This window comes from Cupriavidus sp. GW821-FHT07C08 (assembly GCF_059419025.1).
This window is the reverse complement of the sequence record NZ_JBWKQZ010000043.1, coordinates 16,025-38,723: the sequence shown is the minus strand read 5'-3', so window position 1 is coordinate 38,723 and position 22,699 is coordinate 16,025. Positions and strand designations below refer to the sequence as shown.

Here is a 22,699-nt window from a genome sequence, read left to right as displayed (position 1 = left end):
CGGCGACAGATCCAAGCCGCCGCTCGAATCGATCGAAATGCGATAACGGATCGTCGAGGCTGGATTGAGCTTTACCTCCCTCTCCTTCAACCCACCGAGACACATTGCCGAAGTCTGAGCGCCAAGAATGATCGTCCCCGGCTTGGCGTAGAACCGAGCTACTTCACCCGATCTGAGTCGCCCCACTTCCTTCCCTTCAACTGATAGGACTGTATCGCAAGCGCTGCCGTAAAACCCTTGATCTCGGGTCACGACTAACGTCGTAAACTCGCCGGGTGGCGGGCTTTGCAAACCGCTAAGTCTTTCTGAGGGTACCGGCGTCGCCTCACTCGCCGGTATGGGCGTGGTCGAGCATGCGGACGCCAGCATTGTCACCACGCAGACAGAAAGGATTTTTCTTGGTATTAACACGTGGCTCTCCAGAATGTTCCACCGCATTGAGTGTAGGAACAAAGCGATGGTTGCGGGTCGGATTTTCGTATTTCCATGAAAATCCGGTTACCCCGCCGTCGTATCTGCGCCACGAATGGTAGGCCTCTCTCCGCGGCGCGTCGTCGCCCGGATGTTAGGTCCGGTGCTGTGTGCCAGTCCCGACTCGCTAGCCGCGCACGGCACGCCGCACGATCCGTGCTGGCCGGCTGGCCGCAGTTGTTGGCGCCGTGGCGGTGGCCAGATTTGCCGGTGGCGCTGTATTCGTTCCCCCGGCATCTGGCGTCTCATGTGCGCGTGATCGTGGATTGGGCGGCGGGCTTTTCGGGGAGCGGTTCAAGCCATTAGCGGGGCGCGACATGAGGCCGACAGCCGTGTTCAACTGGGGCCGACTTCGTTCGTGAGCGGCTTGCCGCTTTCGAACTCCGTCACGCTGCGCAAGGTTGTTTCGCAAATGGCCGTCACGGCCTCGCGCGTGAGGAAGGCTTGGTGCCCGGTCACGATCACGTTAGGAAAGGTGATTAGCTGCTGCAGCACGGAGTCGTCGACGATGGTGCCGGACAGGTCGCGGAAGAACAGCCCCGCCTCCTGCTCGTACACGTCGATCGCCAGCCCGCCGAGTTGCCCGCTCCTGAGCGCCTCGATGACTGCTTCCGTGTCGATCAGCCCGCCGCGACTGGTGTTGATCAGCAAGGCGCCTGGCTTGGCGCGAGACAGCGTTTCGGCGTTGATGATGTGATGAGTCTCGGGCGTGAGCGGGCAGTGCAGCGAGATGCAGTCCGCGCTTGCGCCGATTTCTCCCTCGTCCGCGTAGCGTCCGCCAAGGGCCTCGAATTCCGGGGATGGGTACTTGTCGTAGCCGATCACGTTGCAACCGAACCCGACCATGATCTTCGCAAACACGCGGCCGATCTTGCCGGTGCCGATCACGGCCACGGTCTTGCCGCACAGGTCGAAGCCCATCAGGCCTTCGAGCGAGAAATTGAAGTCCCGCGTGCGGTTGTAGGCCCGGTGGATCTTGCGGTTGACCGCCATCAGCAGGGCCACCGCGTGCTCGGCAACCGCGTTGGGCGAGTAGTCGACAACGCGCACTACCTTGATCCCGAGCGCCTGCGCGGCTTTCAGGTCGACGTTGTTGAACCCGGTGCAGCGCAGCGCGACCAGCCTGGTGCCACCGCGCCCGAGCGCTTCCAGCACGGTCGCATCGGCCCGGTCATTGACGAAGATGCACACTGCGCCGTGGCCCGCGGCGAGGCCCACCGTCTCACTGTCCAAGGGAACTTCGAAGTACTTGAGCTGATGGCCTTCGGCCGCATTCGCGGCATCGAGATGCTGACGATCGTAGGACTTTGCGCTGAAGACGGCGATTTCCATGATGTGTCTCCGCGGCGAATCGCATGGCGCGCTTCGCCCAGGTTGCCATGCACTATCCGCCAGCCAGTGTGGCGGCGACCTGTACGAACAGGATTTTCACGATGGTCATTGACGGGAAGATCATCGAGTAGCCGAGGTCCGGCCGGTCGGTGGGCGCGACGCGGTTGGCAAAGGCAAGGATGGCGGGATTGCCGGTCGCGCCGCAGATCACGCCCACCGCCAGGTCGAACGGCAGCCTGAAGACCCAGAGGCAGAAAACCGCAGTAATCAGCAGCAGGGCAAGCAGAATCACCACGCCATAGATCAGGAAGGACACCCCGGTCACGCCGATGGTGGCGAAGAACTTCGGCCCGGATGCAATGCCCACCTGTGCGAGGAAGATGGTCAGCCCGAAGTTGCGCAGGACCAGGTTGGCCGACAGCGGCATGGTCCAGACGAACGGCCCGAGACGGCGCACCCGGCCGAGCACGAGGGCGACCAGCAGCAACGCGGCGAGCCCCAGCGCCAGCGTGCCGACGCCGGGAATCGGCACCGGGATCAGCCCCACCAGCAGCCCGAGGGCCGCGCCGATGCCGATCGAGATAAAGCTCAGCTCGGCGGTGCCCTTGATGGAGTCGCCGAACAGCGCGCGAATCGGCTTCATGTGGGCGCGATTGACCAGCAGGCCGACGCGGTCACCGAACTCGAGGGTGAGGTCATCGCGGGGCATCAGGTCCGCATCGCCGCGCCGCACATGGGCGATCGAGCAGACCATGCCTTCGGGAAAACGGATATCGCGCAGCGTGTGCCCGACCACGAGCCGGCTTGAGGCGAACACGCGCATATAGTCCAGGTCTTCGCGATGGCTCGTCATGCGGCCCGGCTGCAGTTCCCCGCACAGCGAGGTGGCTTCACGCAGCACGGCCGGGTCGGTGGCGGTCGCGAGCAGCACGTCGTTGGCCTGCAGGACCAGGTCGTCGGCGGACGGGTGGTTGTGGTGGGCGCGACGCACGGCGGCAATCGCCACCCCGTCCGGTAGGCGCGCTACCACCTCCGACAGCCGCGCGCCGATAAACGCCGGGTTCGTCAGCGCAATCTCGGCGGTCTCGATCAGCTTTGGCGGCGGCCGCACGATATTCGGCTTGAGCAGCGCGGTGAGGGCATACAGAAACAGGATCGGCCCTGCCACGCCGACCGGGTATGCGACGCTGTAGCCCACCGCGGCGCCGTCGCTCTTCATCGCCGCCATCGCGGCCTGCAGGCTTGCCGTGCTGGTGCCCGCGCCGGCGAACATGCCTAGCGACTCGTCTAGCTTCACGCCGACCAGCGGCACCAACGCAACCGCGACCAGTCCGGAGCCAACCACGCCAAGGACCGCAGCGGCGTTGGCCTTGATGCCATCGGGGCTGGTCAGACCCTTAAAAAACTGCTCCCCGTACTGGATCCCAATGCCATAGAGAAAGAGCAGCAGCCCCAGGGTGCCAAGGATGGCAGGCGGCGCGGACTTCGGCGCGAACCCGCCGATCGCCAGCCCCACGAACAGCACCGCGCCCGAACCGAGCGACACGCCCTTGATATTGATCTCGCCGACGACATAGCCCAGTGCAACCGTGAGGAACAGCGTGAGCAGCGGCTGGGTTTCGAGCAATGTCCGGACTGCATCCATGGCAGCTCCTTTCTGATGGGCAGGAGCAAGGGGGCAGCGATAAGCAACTGCGCAGGGTCACGCGCGCACTGCGCGGACGGGGATGACAGCCCTTGTTCCGGGCATGCGTTATCGAGTGCGGCTTGTATGAACCCGATCATCTTGACAGGCACCGGCCGGCACGGCGGCAACCACCGGAATGCCCCTCGAAAATATACGATGCGCCGCACGAATTCAAGAATTGAAGCGGCGCGGCAGCGGGGCTACCAAACTTCCCAACTCTGCCAAACCTGCAATCGGCCCTCCGCCAGCCTGCGGCGGGACGCGCGAGCGGGTCGCTGCGGTTGTGGCGGTCATTGCGTCGGCGCCGCGATCGCCTCCCGGGTATGCCTGGCGATCATCAATTCCTCGTTGGTCGGAATAACCCAGACAGGCACACGTCCAGAGGCCGCGCTGATGCGCGGTCCGTCGCTGGCATTCGTCGCGGGATCGACGCTCACCCCGAGCCATGTTGCCAGCCGGCATACGCGTTCGCGGATTGGCGCAGCATGCTCGCCAATGCCGGCGGTGAAGACCAGCGCATCCAGTCCCTGGGCCGCGGCTGCCAGCGAACCAAGCTCCCGGGCAATACGGTATGCGTACAACTCGACGGCAAAGTGGGCTTGCGGATCGTCGCTGGCGAGCAGCGCGCGCATGTCGCTGGACAGGCCGGAGACACCGAGCAGGCCGGACTTGCGGTAGATAAGGTCCTCGATGGCGCGGGCATCCATCCCGAGTTCGCTGATCAGGTACAGGATCACACCCGGATCAAGGCTGCCGCAGCGCGTTCCCATCGGCAGGCCGTCCACCGCGGTAAAGCCCATGGTGCTGGCCACGCTGCGTCCCGCCACCAGCGCGCACATGCTGCTGCCATTGCCGAGGTGGGCCACAACAGTGCGGCCCGCCGCCGCGCGTGCATCGACCCTTGGCAGGACACTGGCGATGTACTCGTAGGACAGTCCATGGAAGCCGTAGCGCCTGATGCCTCGCGCGGTTACCTCCGCGGGCAATGCGAATGCCTGTGCCACTTCCGGCTGCGCCCGGTGGAAGGCGGTGTCGAAGCAGACCACTTGGGGCAGTTCCGGGCGCCTCTCGGCAAGGATGCGGATCGGTTTGAGATTGTGTGGCTGGTGCAGGGGTGCGAGCGCACATAGCGTGTCCAACTCTGCCAGCAGCGCGTCGGTCACCCTTTCCGGCTGGGTGAAGCGTACCCCGCCGTGCACCACCCGGTGCCCGACCGCGCTCAGCGTATGCCCTTCCCCATGGCCGCGCAGGAAGTCTGCCAGGAAGGCAATGGCACCCTCGTGCCCGAGCGCGGTACCGGCGTCCCACCGCCTGGTCTCGACCTCAGCGCCCACGGCGTCGGTGGCGTGGAATGCCGGTGCCGCGTAGAGCCCTTCGATGCTCCCGCGCAGCACCAGCCTCAGTGAGTCGTCATGGGTATCGTAGGCACAGTACTTGATGCTCGATGAACCCGCATTCAGGACCAGAATCAATTCGGCCATGGCATCACCCCGCCACCTGGCTGGATTCCCGGCGTACCTTGGCCACCAGCACGGCCACCGCGCAGGACGCCAGCCGGGTAGTGACGGAGTCGGCACGGCTGGTCAGGATGATCGGCACCCGCGCGCCCAGCACGATGCCCGCGGCGTCGGCGCCGGCCAGGAAGGTCAGGCTCTTGGCGAGCATATTGCCGGCGTCCAGGTCCGGCACCAGCAGGACATTGGCGCGCCCCGCCACCGGCGAGTCGATCTTCTTGATCCGCGCCGCATCCAGGTTGATCGCGTTGTCCAGGGCAAGCGGTCCGTCGACTACCGCGCCGGTGATCTGGTGGCGGTCGACCATCTTGCACAGGGCAGCTGCATCGAGCGTGGACGGCACCTTCGGGTTGACCGTCTCCATCGCGGACAAAATCGCAACGCGCACCTCCTTGACCCGCAATGCGTGGGCCAGGTCGATCGCGTTCTGCAGGATGTCGGCCTTCTCGGCGAGCGTCGGCGCTATATTGACGGCGGCGTCGGTGACAATCAGAGCGTCCTCATGCCCCGGCACATCCATCACGAAGCAGTGGCTGATGCGCCGGGCGGTGCGCAAGCCGCTGTCGGCCTTGACCACGGCCCCCATCAGCTCATCGGTGTGCAGACTGCCCTTCATCAGGGCCTCGGCCTTGCTTTCGCGCACCAGCTGTACGGCTGCCGCCGCTGCCGCGTGACTGTGCTCGGCGTCGACGATCGGGTAATCGCGGATATCAAGGCCGGCTGCGCGCGCAGCGTCCTCGATGCGGGAACGTGGCCCGACCAGGATCGGCGCGATCAGGCCCAGCCGTGCGGCCTCCACCGCGCCTTCAAGCGAAGACTGGTCGCACGGATGCGCCACCGCGGTAGGCGTGGGCGGGATCGTCTTGCAGTAATCAATCAGACGCTGGTACTTCTCATGCTTGGCGTTCACGGTTTGCTCCTGCGTCAGGGTCATTGGTGTCGGTCGCCCGCGATGCAGGCGACCCAAGGCGCGCTAGGACGCGCGCTTGAGCGCGACGGCCGTGCCGCGCACGCGCTCCGGCTTGGCGCCAAGCACCGTGTGGATCTTTTCGAGCATGGCTGCCTGCTCGGGCGTGGGGGTGGTGCCAAGCAGGCGCTCATCGGTACGCAGCTTCTCCGCCAAGGCCTGCAGCCGCTGCCGGTCGGCATGATTCCTGAGTAGCGTCGGCAGGGTCTCAAGCGCCTGCTCGGGCGCGTACCGCGCGATCAGTTCCTGCTGACCGCGGATCTTGCGCCAGGCGTCGGGCGCCAGTTCCGGCAGCAGATCCGCATAGTCCGTCACCAGTTCCTTGCGCAACTCCAGCCTGGACAGCGGCAGTGGTTCGCCCTTTCGGCTCAGCAGGCAGGCGAGCCGGGCGATGGCCTCGGCGTATCCGCCACGCCCGACTGCGGCCAGCGCCGTCTTGACTTCCGGCAGGTCCTGCGGGGCGGTAGCGGCCGATGTGCCCGCGCGGGCGGGAGGCTCGCTCCCTGACAGGAACGGAAACAGGTTGGCGTACACGTTGAAGAATGTGTACTCAGTCATGGCATCGCGCACGGCCCGGTAGGCGTCCAATCCCGCGCTGAGGATTTCCGCCCCCGCTTGTTCCTGCTGCCGCAGCGGATGGTCCGGGTCCAGCGCCTGCCGGCTGGACCTGGCCGCGTCGGCCGCGGGCTTCAACCATGCCATCCACGGGTTCAGGTCCGAAAATAGCCAGTTCTGCATGCGCAGCGGATGGAATTCGCGCAGCACCCGCGCTGTCATTTCGTTGGACATGGCCTGGACGTAAGGCTGCGCAAACAGCTCGTAGGCGCGCTGCGTGAAGTCCGACAGATTGGCGACTGCCTCGAACGGCTTTTCGTCCACGCGCTCAAAGCGGTTGAGCCTGCTGGCGATCTCCTCGAGCGTGCGCTCCTCGAACTCGACCTCGTACGCCACGCCAGCGCTGCCCTTGCGCTCATGGATCCGCATGGCGTAGAGGCCCGGCGGAAGCAGCTCGATGCTTTTGAGCACCGAGACGATCTGCGCGTGCTCCTTCTGCGCGACCTTGCCGGAGACAAAGATGCCGAGATGGCCGACGCTCCGGTGCATCAAGCCGACGATCACTTGGCCGCGGGCCTTGATCTCCTCGGTGCTGCCGTAGATGTCCACGACCCAGTTAAAGGCCTGCTGCGGGGGGGTGATGTTGTCGCCCATCGAGGCGAACAGCACGATCGGCGAGCGGATTTCGCGCAGATCGAACGCCTTGCCACCGGCCCCCTTGACATCACCGCTCCAGAGTTTGTTGCCGACGAACAAATTGCGAGTGATCCATTCGATCTCCTCGCGGTTCATCAGGTAGTAGCCGCCCCACCAGCGCTCGAATTCCAGGAAGCGCGGCGGCTCGGTATCGACCTTCCTATACAGGTTGTAGTACTTGTCCCAGAGACTGTTGGCTGGATTCAGGTTCTCGAAATTCTGCACCAGCCAAGCGCCATCGAACTTGCCGTTGCCGAGGTCCGCCGTGTACGAGGCCAACCAGGTCCCACCCAGCAGTCCGCCGGAATAGCGCATCGGGTTGTCGCCTTCGCCCTCGCTCCAGGCACCACTCCAGTACGACATGGGCGCGCCGTTGATCACGATGGGCCCGGTGTCATCCGGGTCCGAGGCGCCCAGCATCATCGCGGCCCAGCCGCCCTGGCAATTGCCGATGATGGCTGGCTTGGCGCTGTGCGGATGCAGCGCGCGCACCCGCTTGATGAACTGTTGCTCGGCCTCGCATACGTCCAGCAGGGTCTGTCCCGGCTCGGGATCGCGAAAGAAGATGACGAAATAGACCGGGTGGCCGGCCCGCAAGGCCACTCCCACCTGCGAGTCGTCCTTGAAGCCGCCGATGCCCGGGCCGTGACCGGCGCGCGGATCGATGATGACATAGGGGCGGCGGCTGTCATCGATCGTGACGCCATCGGGCGGAGTGATCTTCAACAGCGCATAGTTGACGGGCCGTTCCAACTGACGCCCATCCGAGACGGTCTCGTAGCCAAAATGCAGGACCGGCTTGAGGCCCTGCATGGTGTTTTCGACAAAGTTGTTGCCCCGTTGCCTTAGCGTGTCCCAGAACAGGATGGCACGCTGCATGCTGTCGATGGCATAGGCATAGCCGCTCATCGGGTCCATGTTGGCCATCGGTTCGGTCGGGCGGGCGTCTGGATTCCCGACCGCTTGCTGCACGCGGCCGCTATATGTCTCCCGCGCATTCTCCAGGCGCTTTTGAAGCACCATGCCGGTCTTGAGGCCGACTTCGCGTGCGTGAACCAGTTGCTTTGCCAAATCCATGCCGTTCTCCGCTAGAAGTTCTGAAACACTGCGGGCGAGGCAAGCGCGACGGGTCACCGCGGCTGCACCGCATTGACCGCGCCCTGGCCGCGGACGCAAGCAAGGGCTGCCAGCATGGCTGGCGGACCCGGCCGGTTCTGAGGCGCTACCTGGCCGCAGCCGGCTGTACGGACACTGCAACGGCCTCGGTATAGACCGCTTCGACCCGGTCGCCCTTCTTGATGCCGTTGAGGCGTGCCGGCTCCCCTACCAGCAGGACCACGGTGCGTCCCTTTGGCCCCTTCAGGGTGACGGTCCTGGCGCTAGTGTCGAAGGCAACGACGTCAGCCGTGACGGTCACTTCCCGGCCGACCATGCCGCCCGGCTTCGCACCCGGCGCAGCGCGCTCTGAGATCTCGCGCTCATGCATGGCAAGCGGTCCACTGCTCTTCTTGAGGCTCATGGTCAGCGCTTCCCTGTACTCGATCGTGACAGTGTCGCCGACCTTGAGCTGCTCGAAGTTCCTGGCCTCCGGCCCCACGACGAGATCCTTGGTCTTGCCGTCGCCGGATTTCAGCCAGACCGTCCGCGTCGGCGCATCGATCTTGGTGATCGTGGCGGTGAGCTTCGCGGTGCCGGTCGCAGTCGCCCCTTCAGGCGACTGCGTGACATCCACGCGGGTTTCGGGTTGCGCCCACGTTGCCGTGGTTGCCACCAGCATTGCCGCCGCGGTCAGTAGTGTCTTGCCTTTCATGCCATCCTCCGTTTGCTAGCCTTGCAGCAGGTCACCAGCCAACGCTTCCGGTCGCGCCTCAACTGAAGCGCTCTCTCATCACAAGCGCACTTAGCTTGTGGCCTCTCCAGAACATGTCGTGGATACGGCCTTTGAGCTTTTCCAGGCTTACGTCGTCGAGCGTGTCGAAGGTCAGCCTGACAGCGGGTCGGGTGCCGTCGCCTTCCATATGCTCAATGCTGTGGTATTCCGGAAATCCGTATTTCACCAGGAAGGCGCGGATTTCCTCATCCGTGGCTTCGGGGTCGAGGTTTCCAAGCAACAAAATAGACATGACTCACCTCCGCAGTTAGGCCAGTCGTCGGTGCCGTCAACAGCATCGACGACGGCAGGCAAGCCGCGTGTCATGGCGTAACCTGGACCGGGCCCGAGTGGAATGACTTGATCGCCGCCCGGTAGCGGTAGCCATGGTAGTGAGCGCAATGGGTGCCACCAGCGCCTCGAGTTTCCATGACCAACCTCCCTCTTCCGATTGGCGAGCATCGTACGGCTGCACGTCATGCCCTCGAGGCAGTCAATGACTGCCGGCGGAAGCGCGGCAGCCAGGCCCCGATGTGCGTCTTGTTCCGAACTCTAACGTTAGCCCCGGACGCAACAGAACTGAATCTTTTCGGATGACGAGATAAGAAAAATTTCGCCCACGGACCGCAGGATGAATGACCAATCCTATCGGACTCTGCGTGCGCTGACCGAGAAAGAAGTCTACGAGGCACTTGCGGGGGCTGGACCAAGCAGGATATTTCGCTTTGGCCTACCGCGCGAGCCCATCCAGAATTTTGACGGACGCGGCGGGCGCGACGGGACCATGATCATCGCCCAGGCCATCGGTGGCGACGCGCGGAGCAGGCCGGCCAACGGATGCTTCTGCCTTGACTAGCTTGACGTCACGTTGGGCGTGTCTCCTGTGCGCGGCTTTACTGAGGCAGTTCACTTGGAACCGCAACGTGAGTACTTCAATTGCACGGAGTACCTGGGAGAGTCGTTCCATCAATGGTTTTCCCATGACATAAATCACTCGGGGTAGCGGCAACGCCCTCCGAGTTCAGCTCTCGGTCGAGGGGCAGTTTGCCGATTTTGGTGCAGCAAGAGCGAAACTCAGTCGAAAGTGCTGGAGTATTCGTCATAGCGGGAGAAGCCACGGCGGGTTGCTGAGGCGTCGGGCCGCTTTTGGCCACCGAGGGCTGGTCGGGTTGTTCAGATGCCGGGCCAATCTTTCTCGCTGGAGCAGTCTTCGCTGGCTGTCCGGTTGCTGGGACACTCCCCGTCGCCGGACGAACCCTTGCAGGTGGCTCGGGTGTCGGGACGATTTTTGTCGCGGAAGATGGTTGGATAGGTCGGTCTGCGTTCGGGCCTGTCGACGCAGGAGAGACGCATTGGCCCATCTGGCAAATGCGCTCGCCTTTGCACTGCATGTCATATTCGCATCCAACTGCACCGGCGTGCGGCGCAGTCCCCACGGCGATTGACAGGGCGAGGAGCAAGCCTGGCGCTTTCATCTCCAGCTTCACCTCCTCCTCTACGTTCGGTGATTGGCAGGCTGCTCGGCCCTAGCGCAAGCCAGACTTGACCTTTCGTAGTCTTAGGGGGCCATGTAAGGTGATGGCACCCTATATCGCAAGACGATGCGACCCCACGAATGCTCATTCCGACGGAGGGCGACACCCCTAGTATGGAATGTTCAAACAGTGAGCGCCACCCGAGCTGCTCGGCTCCATTGCCGGGACGAGAGCAAGCATGCCACTGAGTGCGGTACGCCGGGGTTCCGGCCGGACCATGGCGGCGCCATACCGCATCCGATGTCGTACTGGCAGCAAGGGCTTCAGTGGCAGGCTATCTGCGGCGACACGCCGGACCGACTTTGCAATTCGGGACATGCCACTGGATCAAAGGGAGCGGGAGTGGCATCCGACGGCGCAGGCAAGTTGTCGCCAACGCTGCACCTAGCACCTACTCTCGCTGCCTTAAAGCGCAAGCGTCACCACGCGCAGCGTGGCATCGTCTGGACATGCTAAATCGGCAAATCCAAAACGTTTAGCCAGTCGCCGCATCGCGGTATTCGACGACAAAACATACCCTTCCATGCATCGATAACCGCGGCTTCGAGCGATGTCGATCAGTGTACCCAGCAGTCGGCTAGCCAGGCCGAGCCGATGCCAGTCATCGGCGACAGTCACCGCAAACTCGCAGGTATCGCTGCCCGGCGCCCCGGCGTAGCGTGCTCCACCCACAATAGACGACACCTTGTTTTCCGTGGCAAGCGCTACCAGCGCAAACTCGCGCTCAACCGACGGATGCGTCGCTTGTTCGAGCATCGCTTCCGGCAGTTGTTGCATGGCAGCCATGAATCTGGCGTAGCGCGCATCGGCAGAAAGCCTGTTGAATGCCGCCAACAGGCCGACCTTGTCGTCTTCGGTAATCTCCCGCACCAGCACTTCCCGTCCATCGCACAAGGGCACGTTGAACGGCACGAAGTTTGTCGCGTCAGACTTTTCTTGCATGGCAACGGTGTCGTAAGGAATGAATGCGAGTTCGTTGAATGGCCCCCCGCAACGTTTGATAGTAGCTGATCCGTCGAATCTGCGCGGGTTCCTTCGGAACCTAACGGATCGTGATAAGGCCCCGTTATCGTGCCTTATCCCCTCCTCCCGCGTTGCTGCGTCACCTTCATCCGAACGCCGCTCGCTGAGGCACCCCGTTGCTTGTCCGAGTGGACGGGAAACGCGACGTCGGCATCCGCCAAGAGCCAACCGCTTTGCGGCTGACGGCTCGTTGCCAGCTCCCACGAAAGTCAGCGTGACTTCGGTGGGCGGAGGCGGGTTGGGAGGCGGACAGCGCACCGTGCGCAAAGTTGCCTTGCATTGCTGTGCGATTCGAAGCTGCGGAAGTCGACGATCCAGCGCACCTGCGCCGCTCGGATCCTTGTCATAAAGAGGAAAGTGCGAGGCGTGGAAGGGAAAGCGGAAATCTGCGCCAGGCCAGATGATTCAATCGTCGCGAAGGATACTTTTCGTGATTTGACAGTTTCCCCTCCCTGGGAAGCTCCAGCCGTCAGGCAAGTCCGGGCGTCAATAGCCCAAGGTGGCAGTCGAGTCCGGTTGTTCAGGATCCGCTGCCGCTGCCACTACTGCGCGAAACAGCTTTCTCATCTGGTTCGACTTTCTCAAGATTCACATCTCAACCTGGAGATCCATCAACATGAACTTCCTTGACGGCCACCTGTATCCCGAGAACCAGCAGCCTCTGATCATCACCGCCGCTCCTTACGCGCCGGGCTGGATTCCTTCGGACTTCCCGGAAGATATCCCTGTCACCATGGCGGATCAGATCCAGAAGGCAGTGGATTGCTACGAAGCCGGTGCGCGAGTGCTGCATCTGCATGTGCGCGAAGAAGATGGCAAGGGCAGCAAGCGCCTGTCCAAGTTCAACGAACTGATCGCTGGAGTGCGCGCCGCCTGTCCGGAAATGGTCATCCAGGTGGGAGGTTCAATCAGCTTCGCGCCTGAAGAGGGCCAAGGCGCCAAATGGCTTAGCGATGACACGCGCCATATGCTGGCCGAACTCGATCCGAAGCCCGACCAGGTCACGGTGACCGTCAACACGTCGCAGATGAATGTGACCGAGCATGCTGGTGTTGACGACTTCAAGGGCGTTTCGCGGGGATTCCCGCACCTCTATTCAACCTACAAGGACATGGTCGTGCCCTCGAACCCCAGCTGGTTCGAGGAGCACGTTCGACGTCTGACAGCCGCTGGAATCCAGAGCGAGTTCCAGTGCTACAACATCAACAGCTTTGAAACGATTGAGCGGATGATTCGCCGCGGTGTATACAAGGGCCCGCTGGTGATGAACTGGGTGGCGATCAGCGGAGGCATGGACCAGGCGAACATCTACAACCTGGCAAACATTCTGCGTGCTGTGCCGGACGGAGCCGTGGTAACGGTGGAGAGTTCGGTGCTGAATGTGCTGCCCATCAACATGATCGGCATGGCTTTGGGCCTGCATGTGCGGTGTGGCATCGAGGACGTACTCTGGAACCAGACCCGCACGGGCAAGATGAGCACCGTCGAGCAGATCAAGCAATTGGTGCGTATTGCCGGCGAATTTGGTCGTCCCATTGCGACCGCGCAGCAGACCCGGGAGATCCTGCAGCTTGGGGTGTTCTATGACACGGTGGAAGAGACGCTTCAGAAGAACGGCTTCGCACCCAATCGTAACGGTGGCCACCAGGGCTTCCTGCGCAAGTTCGAATGCATGTGAGAAGCCCCGTGGGGGACTGACAGCGTATGGTGCAAGAGTCGACCAGTATTTTCCGGAGACACACTCAAGCTGAAGCTGCAGTTCCCCCAGTCGGACGGGGTCACGACCTTTCTCAATACAGGAGTCCGTCATGCTCCAAAAGCAAGCGAACTTACCCTCCCGGGGCTAGCAACGGATCGTAGAGCTGGCCAAAGCCGAAGGCTGATCTGGGCCCTCGCTTCAGGCAGTGCTCAGCCAACAGCTCAGGCAGCCATTATCGCGCTGCGCTTCGTGCCAGCGTTGCTCATACCGCCATTGACGTTGCCCTGCTGCCAGGGCGACGCAGGTGGCAAGAGCACAGGTTGACCGATAGTCAACAAAACAAATACATGGAGGTAGACAATGGCATTTCGAATTCAAAAGCTGGTTGGGGCCACGGTGGGCACGGCAGCGCTTCTGGCGTTGTGCGGTTCAGGGCGGGCTCAGGAAGCCTGGCCCGCGCGCCCGGTTCAGATGATCGTAGCCTCGTCGGCAGGATCGGGAACCGATGCCCTCGCACGCGTGATGGCGCAACGCCTGTCGGTCGCTCTGAAGCAACCCGTCGTTATTGAAAACCGGCCGGGTGGCAGTGGAGTCATTGGGACAAACGCTGTCGTCAAGGCGCCAGCCGACGGATACACAATCCTTTACACCACGGCATCGAACCAGGTCATCGCCCCGGCCGTATTGAAGACCATTCCCTACGATCCGAAGAAGAGCCTAGTACCGATCGCCCAGACGGCCGAGGGTGGCGTGGTGTTACTGGTGAGTACGGATCTGCCAGTCAGCAACCTGCCGGAGCTCATTCAGCTGGTGAAGGCGAATCCGGACAAGTACAGCTACGCCACGTGGTCCACCGGATCTTCAGGGCAGCTGACGATGGAGTGGCTCAAGAAGCAGACCGGTATGAAGACCGACCACGTCGCGTATCGGACTTCGAATCAGCTATTGACCGACCTGGCCTCAGGTGTCGTGAAAATTGGTTGGACCGATCCGAGCGCGCCGGTCCCCTTCCTGCGTTCCGGAAAGGTTCGTGCCATTGCCATTGCAGGCAATATGCGCGCACCGCAGCTCGCCGAGGTGAAGACCATGGGCGAACAGGGCTACAAGTTCGATGCGGTGGGCTGGTTCGGCATGTTCGCGCCGGCGGGAACCAACCCGGCGATCGTGAAGAGGCTGGCCGATGAAGTCAACAAGGTCCAGGCGTCCCCTGAGCTCGCAGCCATGATGAAATCCATGAACTTTGGGCCGCCGCCTGTGAAGACCTCGGTGCAGTTCGGCGAAACTGTCGGCCACGATCTGCAGGTCTGGTCGAAGATAGCGGCCGATGCAAAAATCCGGCTCGATGAATGAACCGTACTGTGCACGGGGACGCTGTCAGCTTGCTGGTAACCAGGTAGAGAACTGCAGCAGGTGAGGGGAAGCGGACGGAGCCGGCTCTTGAGGCGCGCACTTTGCCCATCGGGCCATCCGTCAGCATTTCGCTCTGAGGCGACACGCGCTGCGCGCGTTCGCCCTACCGCAAATAGCTCGCTACTCGCTTCTCGGCCTGGCGCGAATTCACCGGACTCCCCCAAATTCCGTCTGCCGCCCTCTGAGCATTGGCCCCGTTAGCCAGGAGCCCGGTTCGCGCTAAGTTGCCAACGCTGGAGGCCTAGAATCATGAAACTTGGCTGGCATCGCTCGCCCGCGAAGGCGCTGTCTGTCGGCGCACGGTGCCGCTTGCGGCCCGGCTCTCCTTGGGGCTGCAACCGAATTGCACGTGATACCAGCGCGAGAATCCGCTTAGCGCGGCAAAACCGAGCAGGGTCGCCACTTCAGTCAACGGACGATCGCTCTCGATGACATGACGCGTCGCGAGCTCCATGCGGATTTCATTAACGATGGACGAGAAGCTCTGCCCCTGTTCCGCCAGTCGGCGCTGAACCGTGCGGCACACCACATTCAGGTTTTCGGCCACGTGTTCCATGCTGCAGCGCCCACTGGGCAACAGTAACAGGATCGTGCGCCGCACATCCTCTAGCATTGTCGCCTGATGCGACCTGGCAGCCTCGTCGATCAGCTTCTGCGCGTAGCGCACCATAGCCGGATCGGCCCCCGGGTTGCGCGCATCGAGATCTGCTTTCGAGCAGATGACGCCGTTGAAATCCCAATCAAATTCGGCGTTAGGGCCAAAAAACCGTTGGTGCGTACTGAGGTCACGTGGCGCCGGGTGCTCGAAGCATACTCGCTGGGGCTGCCAGTCTGGGTTGAGGAGTTGGCGTATCAAGCGCACCATGACGCCTAGCGCTAGCTCAACTCTTTGACGAGTTGGCTGATGTACCTTTCCAGCTATTAGTGCCTCGCGAATAATGACCAGGTCACCACATTCTTCGACTGCCAGCGACTTCGCACCGTTGAGCATCGGTTGGTAGCGCATTAGCATGCCAAGCGAGTCGCGCAGCGTTGCCTGGTCTCGGATCAGCATTCCTACTGCCCCAAGATTGGACAAGAGGCGCGACTCGGCCATACACAACCCGAAACTCTCGTTGCCTGACATGGTTGCGGAGGCCTGGAGAAGGCGTCCGAAACGCTCGACTGGAATCATGAGGTCCGGCTCTCGAAGTACGCTCGGACTTAACCCTGCGTCAAACAGCATCCGCACCGGGTCCAGCCCGGCGGCACGAGCGACCTCGCTGTAGTTGGTCAGGGCTCCTGCGCGGACAAGTAATGACATCGAAAACTGACGCGGAAAAATGACAGATCATGTCGGCTGTGCATCGAGGTCGCAGACGCAAAGCGCAGCAATAGCAGGCTCTGCGACCATCTGCAATGACGCATGCGGCGCCTCGAGGCGAGCTCGCCACACCTCGCTCAGAATTGCTGGATCAGTTCCTCTGCCAGCGGCCACGGCCCATATCCATCTGCCGGTCCGAGATGCCCCACGTTGCCTGCATCGACGAAAAGGCTGCCCCAGGCCTGCGCCAGCTCGCGGATGCGTTCGAACTTCCCGAGCGGATCATTGCGGCTCGCAACCACAATGCTCGGGAATTGCAGACGCCGCCGCGGGACCGGGATCCAGCCCTCGTCTGCCAGCGTCTGCGGATCCTTGTAGCCGGCGGGCAAAGGACTGTCATAGTCGGTCGGCCCGGCAAGCAGGACACCCTGCACGGCGCGCTCTGTCTCCTCTGCCCAGTGAACGGTGATCAGGCAGCCCACACTATGGGCAACAAGGATGACCGGCCCTGCAATGCCGCTTACTACGCGGTCAAGGTTCGCCACCCTGGCACTGCGCAACCTCTTGTCCTGATCGATCTGGGGCACAATGCGCACCGCTCGCCCCTGCTGCTGCAAACGCTCGGCCAGCAGCGATTGCCAGTGCTCCGGCATGTGATCGCGAAAGCCGGGAACAATCACAACCGTTGGCTGATTTCCGGATGTCATGGGATTCATACTCCTCGTTTGGTTTGATGACTCGCCAACGCAGTCTTGTTCGACAGCGAGTACCGCAGATGGTCGCCAATCCCGTACACTCGCACGGCGGCCGATGGCTTTGGTTTGTTTCATGCGCGCCTATTGTTGCCGGCGGCATGACCTATTCCGTATCGCACCGAACAACAACGGTGCCAAGCTTGGTGCCCGCTTCGACAGCCAGATGAGCCTTCACTGTGTCTCGCAAGTCGAACACGCTGTCGACAGCGTGAATTGCATCCGGGACATCTTTCATCCAGCGCGACAATCCCTCCTGGGCGATCCAGCGCATCTCGTAGGTGAACCCCGGCAGGTATAGCCCCTGCAGGCAGAGATTCTTGCGAATCAGCGTGGCCAGAGGAAGTTCCGGCTCGAGGCCGGCGCCGCTGGCATACGAGACCCACAGCGCATGATTGGCGGCGACCTGCAGGCACAGTCTTGAATTGTCGACAGCATTGACATCGACAATATGATCAACGCCTCGTCCCTCGGTGGCATCGAGAATTTGCTGCGCGGCATCTGGTGCGGTGTAGTCGATCACTGCATCGGCGCCGCCGAGTCTGGCGTGGACCGCCTTGGGTTCGGAGCTGGCGGTGGCAATGACATGGGCGCCTCCCCATTTGGCGAGCTGTACCGCGTAGTGCCCGACGGCTCCCGCACCGCCAGTCACAAGGATGTACTTGCCTCTGATCTCTCCACGCTGAAACAGGCTGATATAGGCGGTCATAGCCGGAATTCCCAGGCATGCGCCCTGCGCGAAGTCGAGGTGCTCCGGCAGCGGTGACGTCAACTCGTGCGGAAGGCAGATGTATTCCGCCGCAGTACCAAAAGCACGCCCTCTCTGTCCGAAATGCAGCCAGACTCGCGAGCCGAGCAGCCTGTGGTCGACGCCGTCCCCTAGCCTGTCGATCACACCCGCCCCATCGCTATTCGGAACAATGCGCGGGAACTCCATTCCGCCATGCATGCGTCCCGCGCGCCGGTTTGCATCCGCCGGGTTGACCCCCGACGCGTGGAGTCGCACGCGTACTTCGCCGGGTGCCGGTTGCGGTGTGGGCAGCTCGCCGAATTCCAGCACCTCCGCGGCCGGTCCTTGTTTCTCGTACCAAATCGCCTTCATGATGCCCTAGTCCAATTGCGCAGAGAGAGCAGCAGGTGATCCTGCCGGCCAGCTTGCGAATCAATAGGGGATATCGCCCACGATGCCGGCGCGCTCCAGCTTGCGCGGTGCCGGAAAGTAGTCGTTGACGGCGTAGTGCTGTGTGCTGCGGTTGTCCCAGACCGCAACGTCGCCCTCCTGCCATGCCCAGCGCACCTGATATTCGGGAATGGTGGCGCGGCTGGTCAGGTAGTTGAGCAGCAGAGAGGCGCCGGGCGACTTGTCGATGCCGTAGCGCACATTGTCCGGCGTGCTGTAGTTGGTGAAGTGCGTCGTGAACGAGGCGCCGACGAACAGGATCTTTTCCCCGGTCTCCGGATGGGTGCGTACCACCGGATGCTCCACGGAAGGATGATCCTGGGCCAGCTTTGCGCGGTTTTCCGGCGTCATGACCGCGCCGAAGCTGTGTTCGATGCTGGCCCTGGCGCGCAGGCCGTCAATCTTCTTCTTGATCTCTTCCGGCAGCTCCTCGTACGCCCTCACCATGTTGACCCAGATAGTGTCGCCGCCGATCTCGGGACATTCGATGCAGCGCAGCACTGCCCCCATGGCCGGATTGGGGCGCCACAGGCCGTCGCAGTGATAGCTGTTCTCGAAGCTGTGCGGGTTGTCGCTGCGGTAGACCTTCACCAGGCCCGGATGCTCGGGAACACTGCCGACAACCGGATGGTCTTCCAGCTTGCCGAAGCCGCTCGCGAAGGCCACGTGATCGGCGCGCGTGATCTCCTGCTTGCGAAAGAAGAGGACCCTGTGCTTGAGCAGCGCCGCCCGGATCTCGGCGAAGAGCGCCGGATCGCGCGCCGCCTCGCCGAGGTTGACGCCAGAAATCTCGGCCCCGATGGCGGGGGTGATTTGCCTGATCTTCATGTTTCCGTCTCCTGCGGCTTGGTGAATTTACGGACCGTTCAGTGTCCGGCTTCTTGTGGGCAAGTATCTGGCGTCCCCGGCCTCCCTGCTTACTTTGCTGGGACATTTGCTTACCAATTCGCGACATTCAGGGCACGGCCGCAGCCAGCTACGGCAAAGTTTCCTAACATTGCGTCGTCGCACAAAGCAGTTCATTCCCCAGCCAGAGAACGAAGGACATCTACCATGGCAGCACCCCAGAGCAAGGTTATCGTCACGTGCGCCGTGACCGGCGGCATCCACACTCCCACGATGTCGCCTTATCTCCCCATTAGCGCGCAGGAAATTGAAGAAGCGGCTGTTGCCGCGGCCGAGGCCGGCGCCTCGATCGTCCATCTCCATGCCCGCAAGCCGGAAAATGGCCAGCCCTCCCAAGACCCCGCGCTCTTTCGTGAATTCCTTCCGCGCATTGCGGCTCGCTCCGACGTGGTGATCAACCTCACGACGGGCGGCGCCCCCAACATGCTCGTCGACGAGCGCCTGCAGCCGGCGCTGCAGCTCAAGCCCGAGGTTGCCTCGTTGAACATGGGGTCAATGAATTTCGGGCTGTATCCGATGCTCGCCCGGCACAAGGAGTTCAAGTACGACTGGGAGCGTCCCTATCTGGAGGGTTCTGAGGACCGCGTCTTCCGCAACACGTTCAAGGAGATCCGCTACATCCTGGAGTCGTGCGCTGACAATGGCACCCGGTTCGAGGTTGAATGCTACGACACCAGCCATCTCTATACCGCTGCGCACTTCGCTGACCGCGGCATCCTCAAGGCGCCGTTCTTCATCCAGTCGGTGTTCGGGCTGCTCGGTGGCATCGGCACGCATCCGGAGGACGTCATGCATATGCGCCGCACCGCCGAGCGCCTGTTCGGCAAGGACTACTACTGGTCCGTGCTCGGCGCCGGTCGCAGCCAGATGCCGATTGCGTCGATGGCGGCTGCCATGGGCGGAAACGTCCGCGTGGGACTGGAGGACTCGCTGTGGGAGGGTCCGGGCCGGCTGTCCACCAGCAATGCGGAGCAGGTCACGCGCGTCGTTGGTGTCTTGAAATCCCTGAACCTTGAAGTTGCCACGCCGGACGAGGCGCGTGACATGCTTCAACTGAAGGGCAAGAACGCTGTCGCGTTTTGACGAGGCCAAGGTCCCCTGGCGGCCAGTGGTCCTGGTTGCGGGGGCCAGTCGCGGCATCTGTCACGGTGCCGTCCTTGAGCAGCACCCCCCTGCTCAAATCCAGGCCTATGTGAGCTTGCTTCACTCACGCGTTTTGCCTGGCAAGACTTCGGCTGAGCATTCTGGCATGTGCGTTTTTTCAGCATCTTCCCCCAGGCTTACGAATGGCTTCTCTTAAATTGTCCAAGGAGATTCTCATGCCTCATCCTGTTGTCTTGATTACCGGTGCGACGGCTGGCATCGGCCGCGCAACGGCGCTTGCCTTTGCGGCCAAAGGCGCGCGACTGGTCTGTTCGGGGCGGAACGCTGCTGCCGGAGAAGCCCTCATCTCGGAACTGCGGCAGCTCGGCGCGGAAGCGGACTTCCTGGCGGCCGATATCAGTCATGAAGACGATGTCATCCGTCTTGTCGGGCATGCCATCGAGCGCTTTGGATGCCTCGATATCGCAGTGAACAGCGCCGGAACGGAAGGAACACCGGGATCGATCGTCGAACAGACGGTCGAGTCATACATGACGACCTTCGACGCCAATGTCCTTGGAACGTTCCTCTGCATGAAGCACCAGTTGCGCGCGATGATCTCGCAAAAGCGTGGGGCGGTTGTCAATCTCTCATCCACGATGGGCAGCCGCGGCAACCCGCGAAATCCGATGTATGTGGCAAGCAAGCATGCGATCGAGGGCCTCACCAAGTCCGCGGCGCTCGACGCCATCAATTCGAATGTTCGCGTCAACGCCGTGGCGCCAGGGCCGATTGAAACGGGCATGCTCGGACGCATTGCCGGCGGCGACGATCGGATCGCGGCGGTCGCCGCAACGATCCCCGCAGGACGCGTCGGCACGCCGGAAGAAGTCGCCGATGCGATCATCTTCCTGGCATCCGACCAGTCCACATACATCACGGGCCAGATCCTTCACGTGAATGGTGGGAAGACTGCCGCGTAGTATTCGTGGCGTTCTTACGCTCTCCCAGGCGCGGCCTCCGACTGGACTGGAAGCCGGTTGGGGACTATAGCGGTGACGTAGCAGGGTCCGCAACGCGCCTGAGGGGCTGTCAAAATCATCTGGCGAGCTACGTCCCGCGGCCTAGACGGGCGGCGGGGCTATTGGCGTCATCAAACTTGACGCGGTCGACCTGAACTGGTGGCTACCGTGCCCATTGCCCGGAAAGCGCCAGACGGATTCTTGGTGAGTTCGGTGAGTTCACGCCGGGCCAGGAAGCGAGCGGCGAGTTGTTTGCGGTAGCGCGAAGTGCGCAACAGGTGTCGCTTCAGGGCGAAGTGCTGACGGATTGGCCCGAAGCGCGAGCGGAAGGCCGGGGTGCATTTCCGTTCGCGGAAATGCGCGGCGTGCGGCGGCCAACGCCTGAACATCGGATTCGTAGTCCGAGATCCGAACGCCGCACTCGACGTGCCACCCCCAACTTCGGGAGAAGCGTGACACGTCGTCACTTTGCAGTCTCTGGACTGTAGACTCTTAGAACACGTGACGGATGCCCGCAGCAACGCCAAACATCGAGTTCTGGCCATTGGGGAGCGCGTAGCTGTTCAATGTAAGACTGGTGGCGAAATTGCTTGCCGCCGATTCCATGGCCAAGCCAGCGTTCTTTGAATAGGCCGTGGTCAGGTAGATGTCGGTACGTTTCGAGAATGCGTAGTCTGCAATCAGGGCGATCTGCCAGGGATTGGCAACGTGGGTGTTCCCTCCCAGGTTCTTTACGTTCTGGTAGTCGTACTCGAGCGTGAAATCGAGAGCCGGCGAGAATCGGTATTGACCGCCAACCCAGTAAAAATCGTCACGTTGAATCAACGTGCCGTTTTGATTCTTGTTCTGACCCCAGCGGTAACCGCCCATTACCTTCGCTGTGCCGTTGAGGGCGTAGCTGGCCATGACAGCAGCCTTCTTGAAGGTGCCGTTGCCAGTGCCGATCGTCGGATTCCACTGGTCATAGCCGATGCCTACCCCGAAAGGCCCGGCAATATAGTTCAGCCCTGCACCATAGCTCGTGTCGCGGCGGAACTGCCCAGGCACTTCACCGCTGCCACCAGCAGTCGGGAGGCTGGCAGCGACTTGCGGAAGTGTCGTGCCCACGCCAAACGACCAGTTGGCCATTGCCGTGAGCCCGCCGAACACGCCGGTGTACTTCACTGCGTTGTCTTGACGGAAGTTGCCACCGGCCATTATGCCGGTAGGCTCATACTGGCTGGCATATCGAGCCGGGATAAAGTTGGCTAGCGTGGAGAACAACGAATGGTATTGCCGACCGAAAGTGATCTGACCGTATTGCGAGCTAAGGCCAACAAAGGCCTGGCGACCAAACAAACGGCCACCCTGTTGCATGGTGCCGGTATCGCTGTTAAAGCCGCTCTCCAGAACGAAAACCGATTTCAGCCCGTTGCCGAGGTCTTCCGTGCCGCGAAGACCCCAACGCGAGCCGGAGTATCCACCGGCGTCCTGGCGAAATACTTTGCCGCCCTGGCCCGGGTTGAATCCGTTACTCGCCGACGGCACCGCACCAACGTGATTAACGTACTCGACGTTTACGTCCACCACGCCATAGAGCGTTACGTTGGATTGTGCTTCGGCTGCGCCACACGCACAGATAGCGGCGAGGGCAAAAATTGTTCTTTTCATCTACTCGTTCCTCCTTGATCTATATTCTGGTTTCATTCTTGTGA

At 62.1% G+C, this 22,699-nt stretch carries 17 protein-coding genes and 1 pseudogene; 4 read left to right on the top strand and 14 right to left on the bottom strand.

The genetic code is table 11. The features are described 5' to 3' along the window. Positions 1-807 precede the first annotated feature (807 nt). The 8 genes from AC07UK_RS35685 to AC07UK_RS35650 form a co-directional block, all read right to left on the bottom strand. On the bottom strand, positions 808-1,803 hold the full coding sequence (locus AC07UK_RS35685) for a 2-hydroxyacid dehydrogenase (RefSeq protein ID WP_494687928.1): 996 nt from the start codon (positions 1,801-1,803) through the stop codon (positions 808-810). Positions 1,804-1,855: 52 nt separating this feature from the next. Continuing rightward, the gene (locus AC07UK_RS35680) at positions 1,856-3,448 is read right to left on the bottom strand and encodes an aspartate:alanine exchanger family transporter (RefSeq protein WP_436221678.1); all 1,593 of its coding nucleotides are present in this window, start codon (positions 3,446-3,448) and stop codon (positions 1,856-1,858) included. Between the two features lie 332 nt (positions 3,449-3,780). Then, positions 3,781-4,971, bottom strand: a complete 1,191-nt coding sequence (locus AC07UK_RS35675; protein ID WP_494687927.1) for an acetate/propionate family kinase — start codon at positions 4,969-4,971, stop codon at positions 3,781-3,783. Positions 4,972-4,975: 4 nt separating this feature from the next. Further along, positions 4,976-5,938, bottom strand: coding sequence for a phosphate acetyltransferase (locus tag AC07UK_RS35670; RefSeq protein ID WP_436221676.1), 963 nt, complete (start codon positions 5,936-5,938; stop codon positions 4,976-4,978). A gap of 39 nt (positions 5,939-5,977) precedes the next feature. Then, positions 5,978-8,299, bottom strand: a complete 2,322-nt coding sequence (locus AC07UK_RS35665; protein ID WP_494687926.1) for a DUF3141 domain-containing protein — start codon at positions 8,297-8,299, stop codon at positions 5,978-5,980. Between the two features lie 145 nt (positions 8,300-8,444). Beyond that, positions 8,445-9,032 (bottom strand): hypothetical protein, encoded by a 588-nt coding sequence (locus AC07UK_RS35660; RefSeq protein ID WP_436221674.1) that lies wholly within the window; start codon positions 9,030-9,032, stop codon positions 8,445-8,447. 58 nt (positions 9,033-9,090) lie between these two features. Beyond that, positions 9,091-9,345: an RNA recognition motif domain-containing protein gene (locus AC07UK_RS35655; RefSeq protein ID WP_436221673.1), complete on the bottom strand. Its 255-nt coding sequence runs from the start codon at positions 9,343-9,345 to the stop codon at positions 9,091-9,093. Between the two features lie 1,687 nt (positions 9,346-11,032). Continuing rightward, complete coding sequence (locus AC07UK_RS35650) at positions 11,033-11,569, bottom strand: GNAT family N-acetyltransferase (protein WP_436221672.1); 537 nt, start codon at positions 11,567-11,569, stop codon at positions 11,033-11,035. Between the two features lie 697 nt (positions 11,570-12,266). Here AC07UK_RS35650 and AC07UK_RS35645 point away from each other — a divergent pair. Next, the gene (locus tag AC07UK_RS35645) at positions 12,267-13,328 is read left to right on the top strand and encodes a beta-keto acid cleavage family enzyme (RefSeq protein WP_202281647.1); all 1,062 of its coding nucleotides are present in this window, start codon (positions 12,267-12,269) and stop codon (positions 13,326-13,328) included. Between the two features lie 381 nt (positions 13,329-13,709). Next, positions 13,710-14,699 (top strand): Bug family tripartite tricarboxylate transporter substrate binding protein, encoded by a 990-nt coding sequence (locus tag AC07UK_RS35640; RefSeq protein ID WP_436221671.1) that lies wholly within the window; start codon positions 13,710-13,712, stop codon positions 14,697-14,699. Positions 14,700-15,006: 307 nt separating this feature from the next. Here AC07UK_RS35640 and AC07UK_RS35635 read toward each other — a convergent pair whose 3' ends face one another. From AC07UK_RS35635 to AC07UK_RS35620, 4 genes are all read right to left on the bottom strand, one after another. Then, on the bottom strand, positions 15,007-16,062 hold the full coding sequence (locus tag AC07UK_RS35635) for an AraC family transcriptional regulator (protein WP_436221670.1): 1,056 nt from the start codon (positions 16,060-16,062) through the stop codon (positions 15,007-15,009). A 137-nt stretch (positions 16,063-16,199) separates the two neighbouring features. Next, complete coding sequence (locus AC07UK_RS35630) at positions 16,200-16,769, bottom strand: RBBP9/YdeN family alpha/beta hydrolase (protein ID WP_436221669.1); 570 nt, start codon at positions 16,767-16,769, stop codon at positions 16,200-16,202. A gap of 151 nt (positions 16,770-16,920) precedes the next feature. Then, complete coding sequence (locus tag AC07UK_RS35625) at positions 16,921-17,916, bottom strand: NADPH:quinone reductase (protein WP_436221668.1); 996 nt, start codon at positions 17,914-17,916, stop codon at positions 16,921-16,923. Between the two features lie 60 nt (positions 17,917-17,976). Further along, positions 17,977-18,822 carry a TauD/TfdA dioxygenase family protein gene (locus AC07UK_RS35620; protein WP_436221667.1) on the bottom strand — a complete coding sequence of 282 codons (846 nt, stop codon included), beginning with the start codon at positions 18,820-18,822 and terminating at the stop codon, positions 17,977-17,979. A gap of 225 nt (positions 18,823-19,047) precedes the next feature. Between AC07UK_RS35620 and kce the strand changes: the two genes are divergently transcribed. Together kce and AC07UK_RS35610 are read left to right on the top strand one after the other, a co-directional pair. Next, positions 19,048-19,983, top strand: coding sequence for a 3,5-dioxohexanoate:acetyl-CoA acetone transferase (kce, locus tag AC07UK_RS35615; protein WP_436221666.1), 936 nt, complete (start codon positions 19,048-19,050; stop codon positions 19,981-19,983). A gap of 236 nt (positions 19,984-20,219) precedes the next feature. After that, the gene (locus AC07UK_RS35610) at positions 20,220-20,966 is read left to right on the top strand and encodes an SDR family NAD(P)-dependent oxidoreductase (RefSeq protein WP_436221665.1); all 747 of its coding nucleotides are present in this window, start codon (positions 20,220-20,222) and stop codon (positions 20,964-20,966) included. 170 nt (positions 20,967-21,136) lie between these two features. Here the strand turns inward: AC07UK_RS35610 and AC07UK_RS35605 are convergent. Together AC07UK_RS35605 and AC07UK_RS35600 are read right to left on the bottom strand one after the other, a co-directional pair. Further along, positions 21,137-21,361: pseudogene (locus AC07UK_RS35605) on the bottom strand (hypothetical protein); the annotation flags it as partial. 136 nt (positions 21,362-21,497) lie between these two features. Then, on the bottom strand, positions 21,498-22,655 hold the full coding sequence (locus AC07UK_RS35600) for a porin (RefSeq protein WP_436221664.1): 1,158 nt from the start codon (positions 22,653-22,655) through the stop codon (positions 21,498-21,500). Positions 22,656-22,699 lie beyond the last annotated feature (44 nt).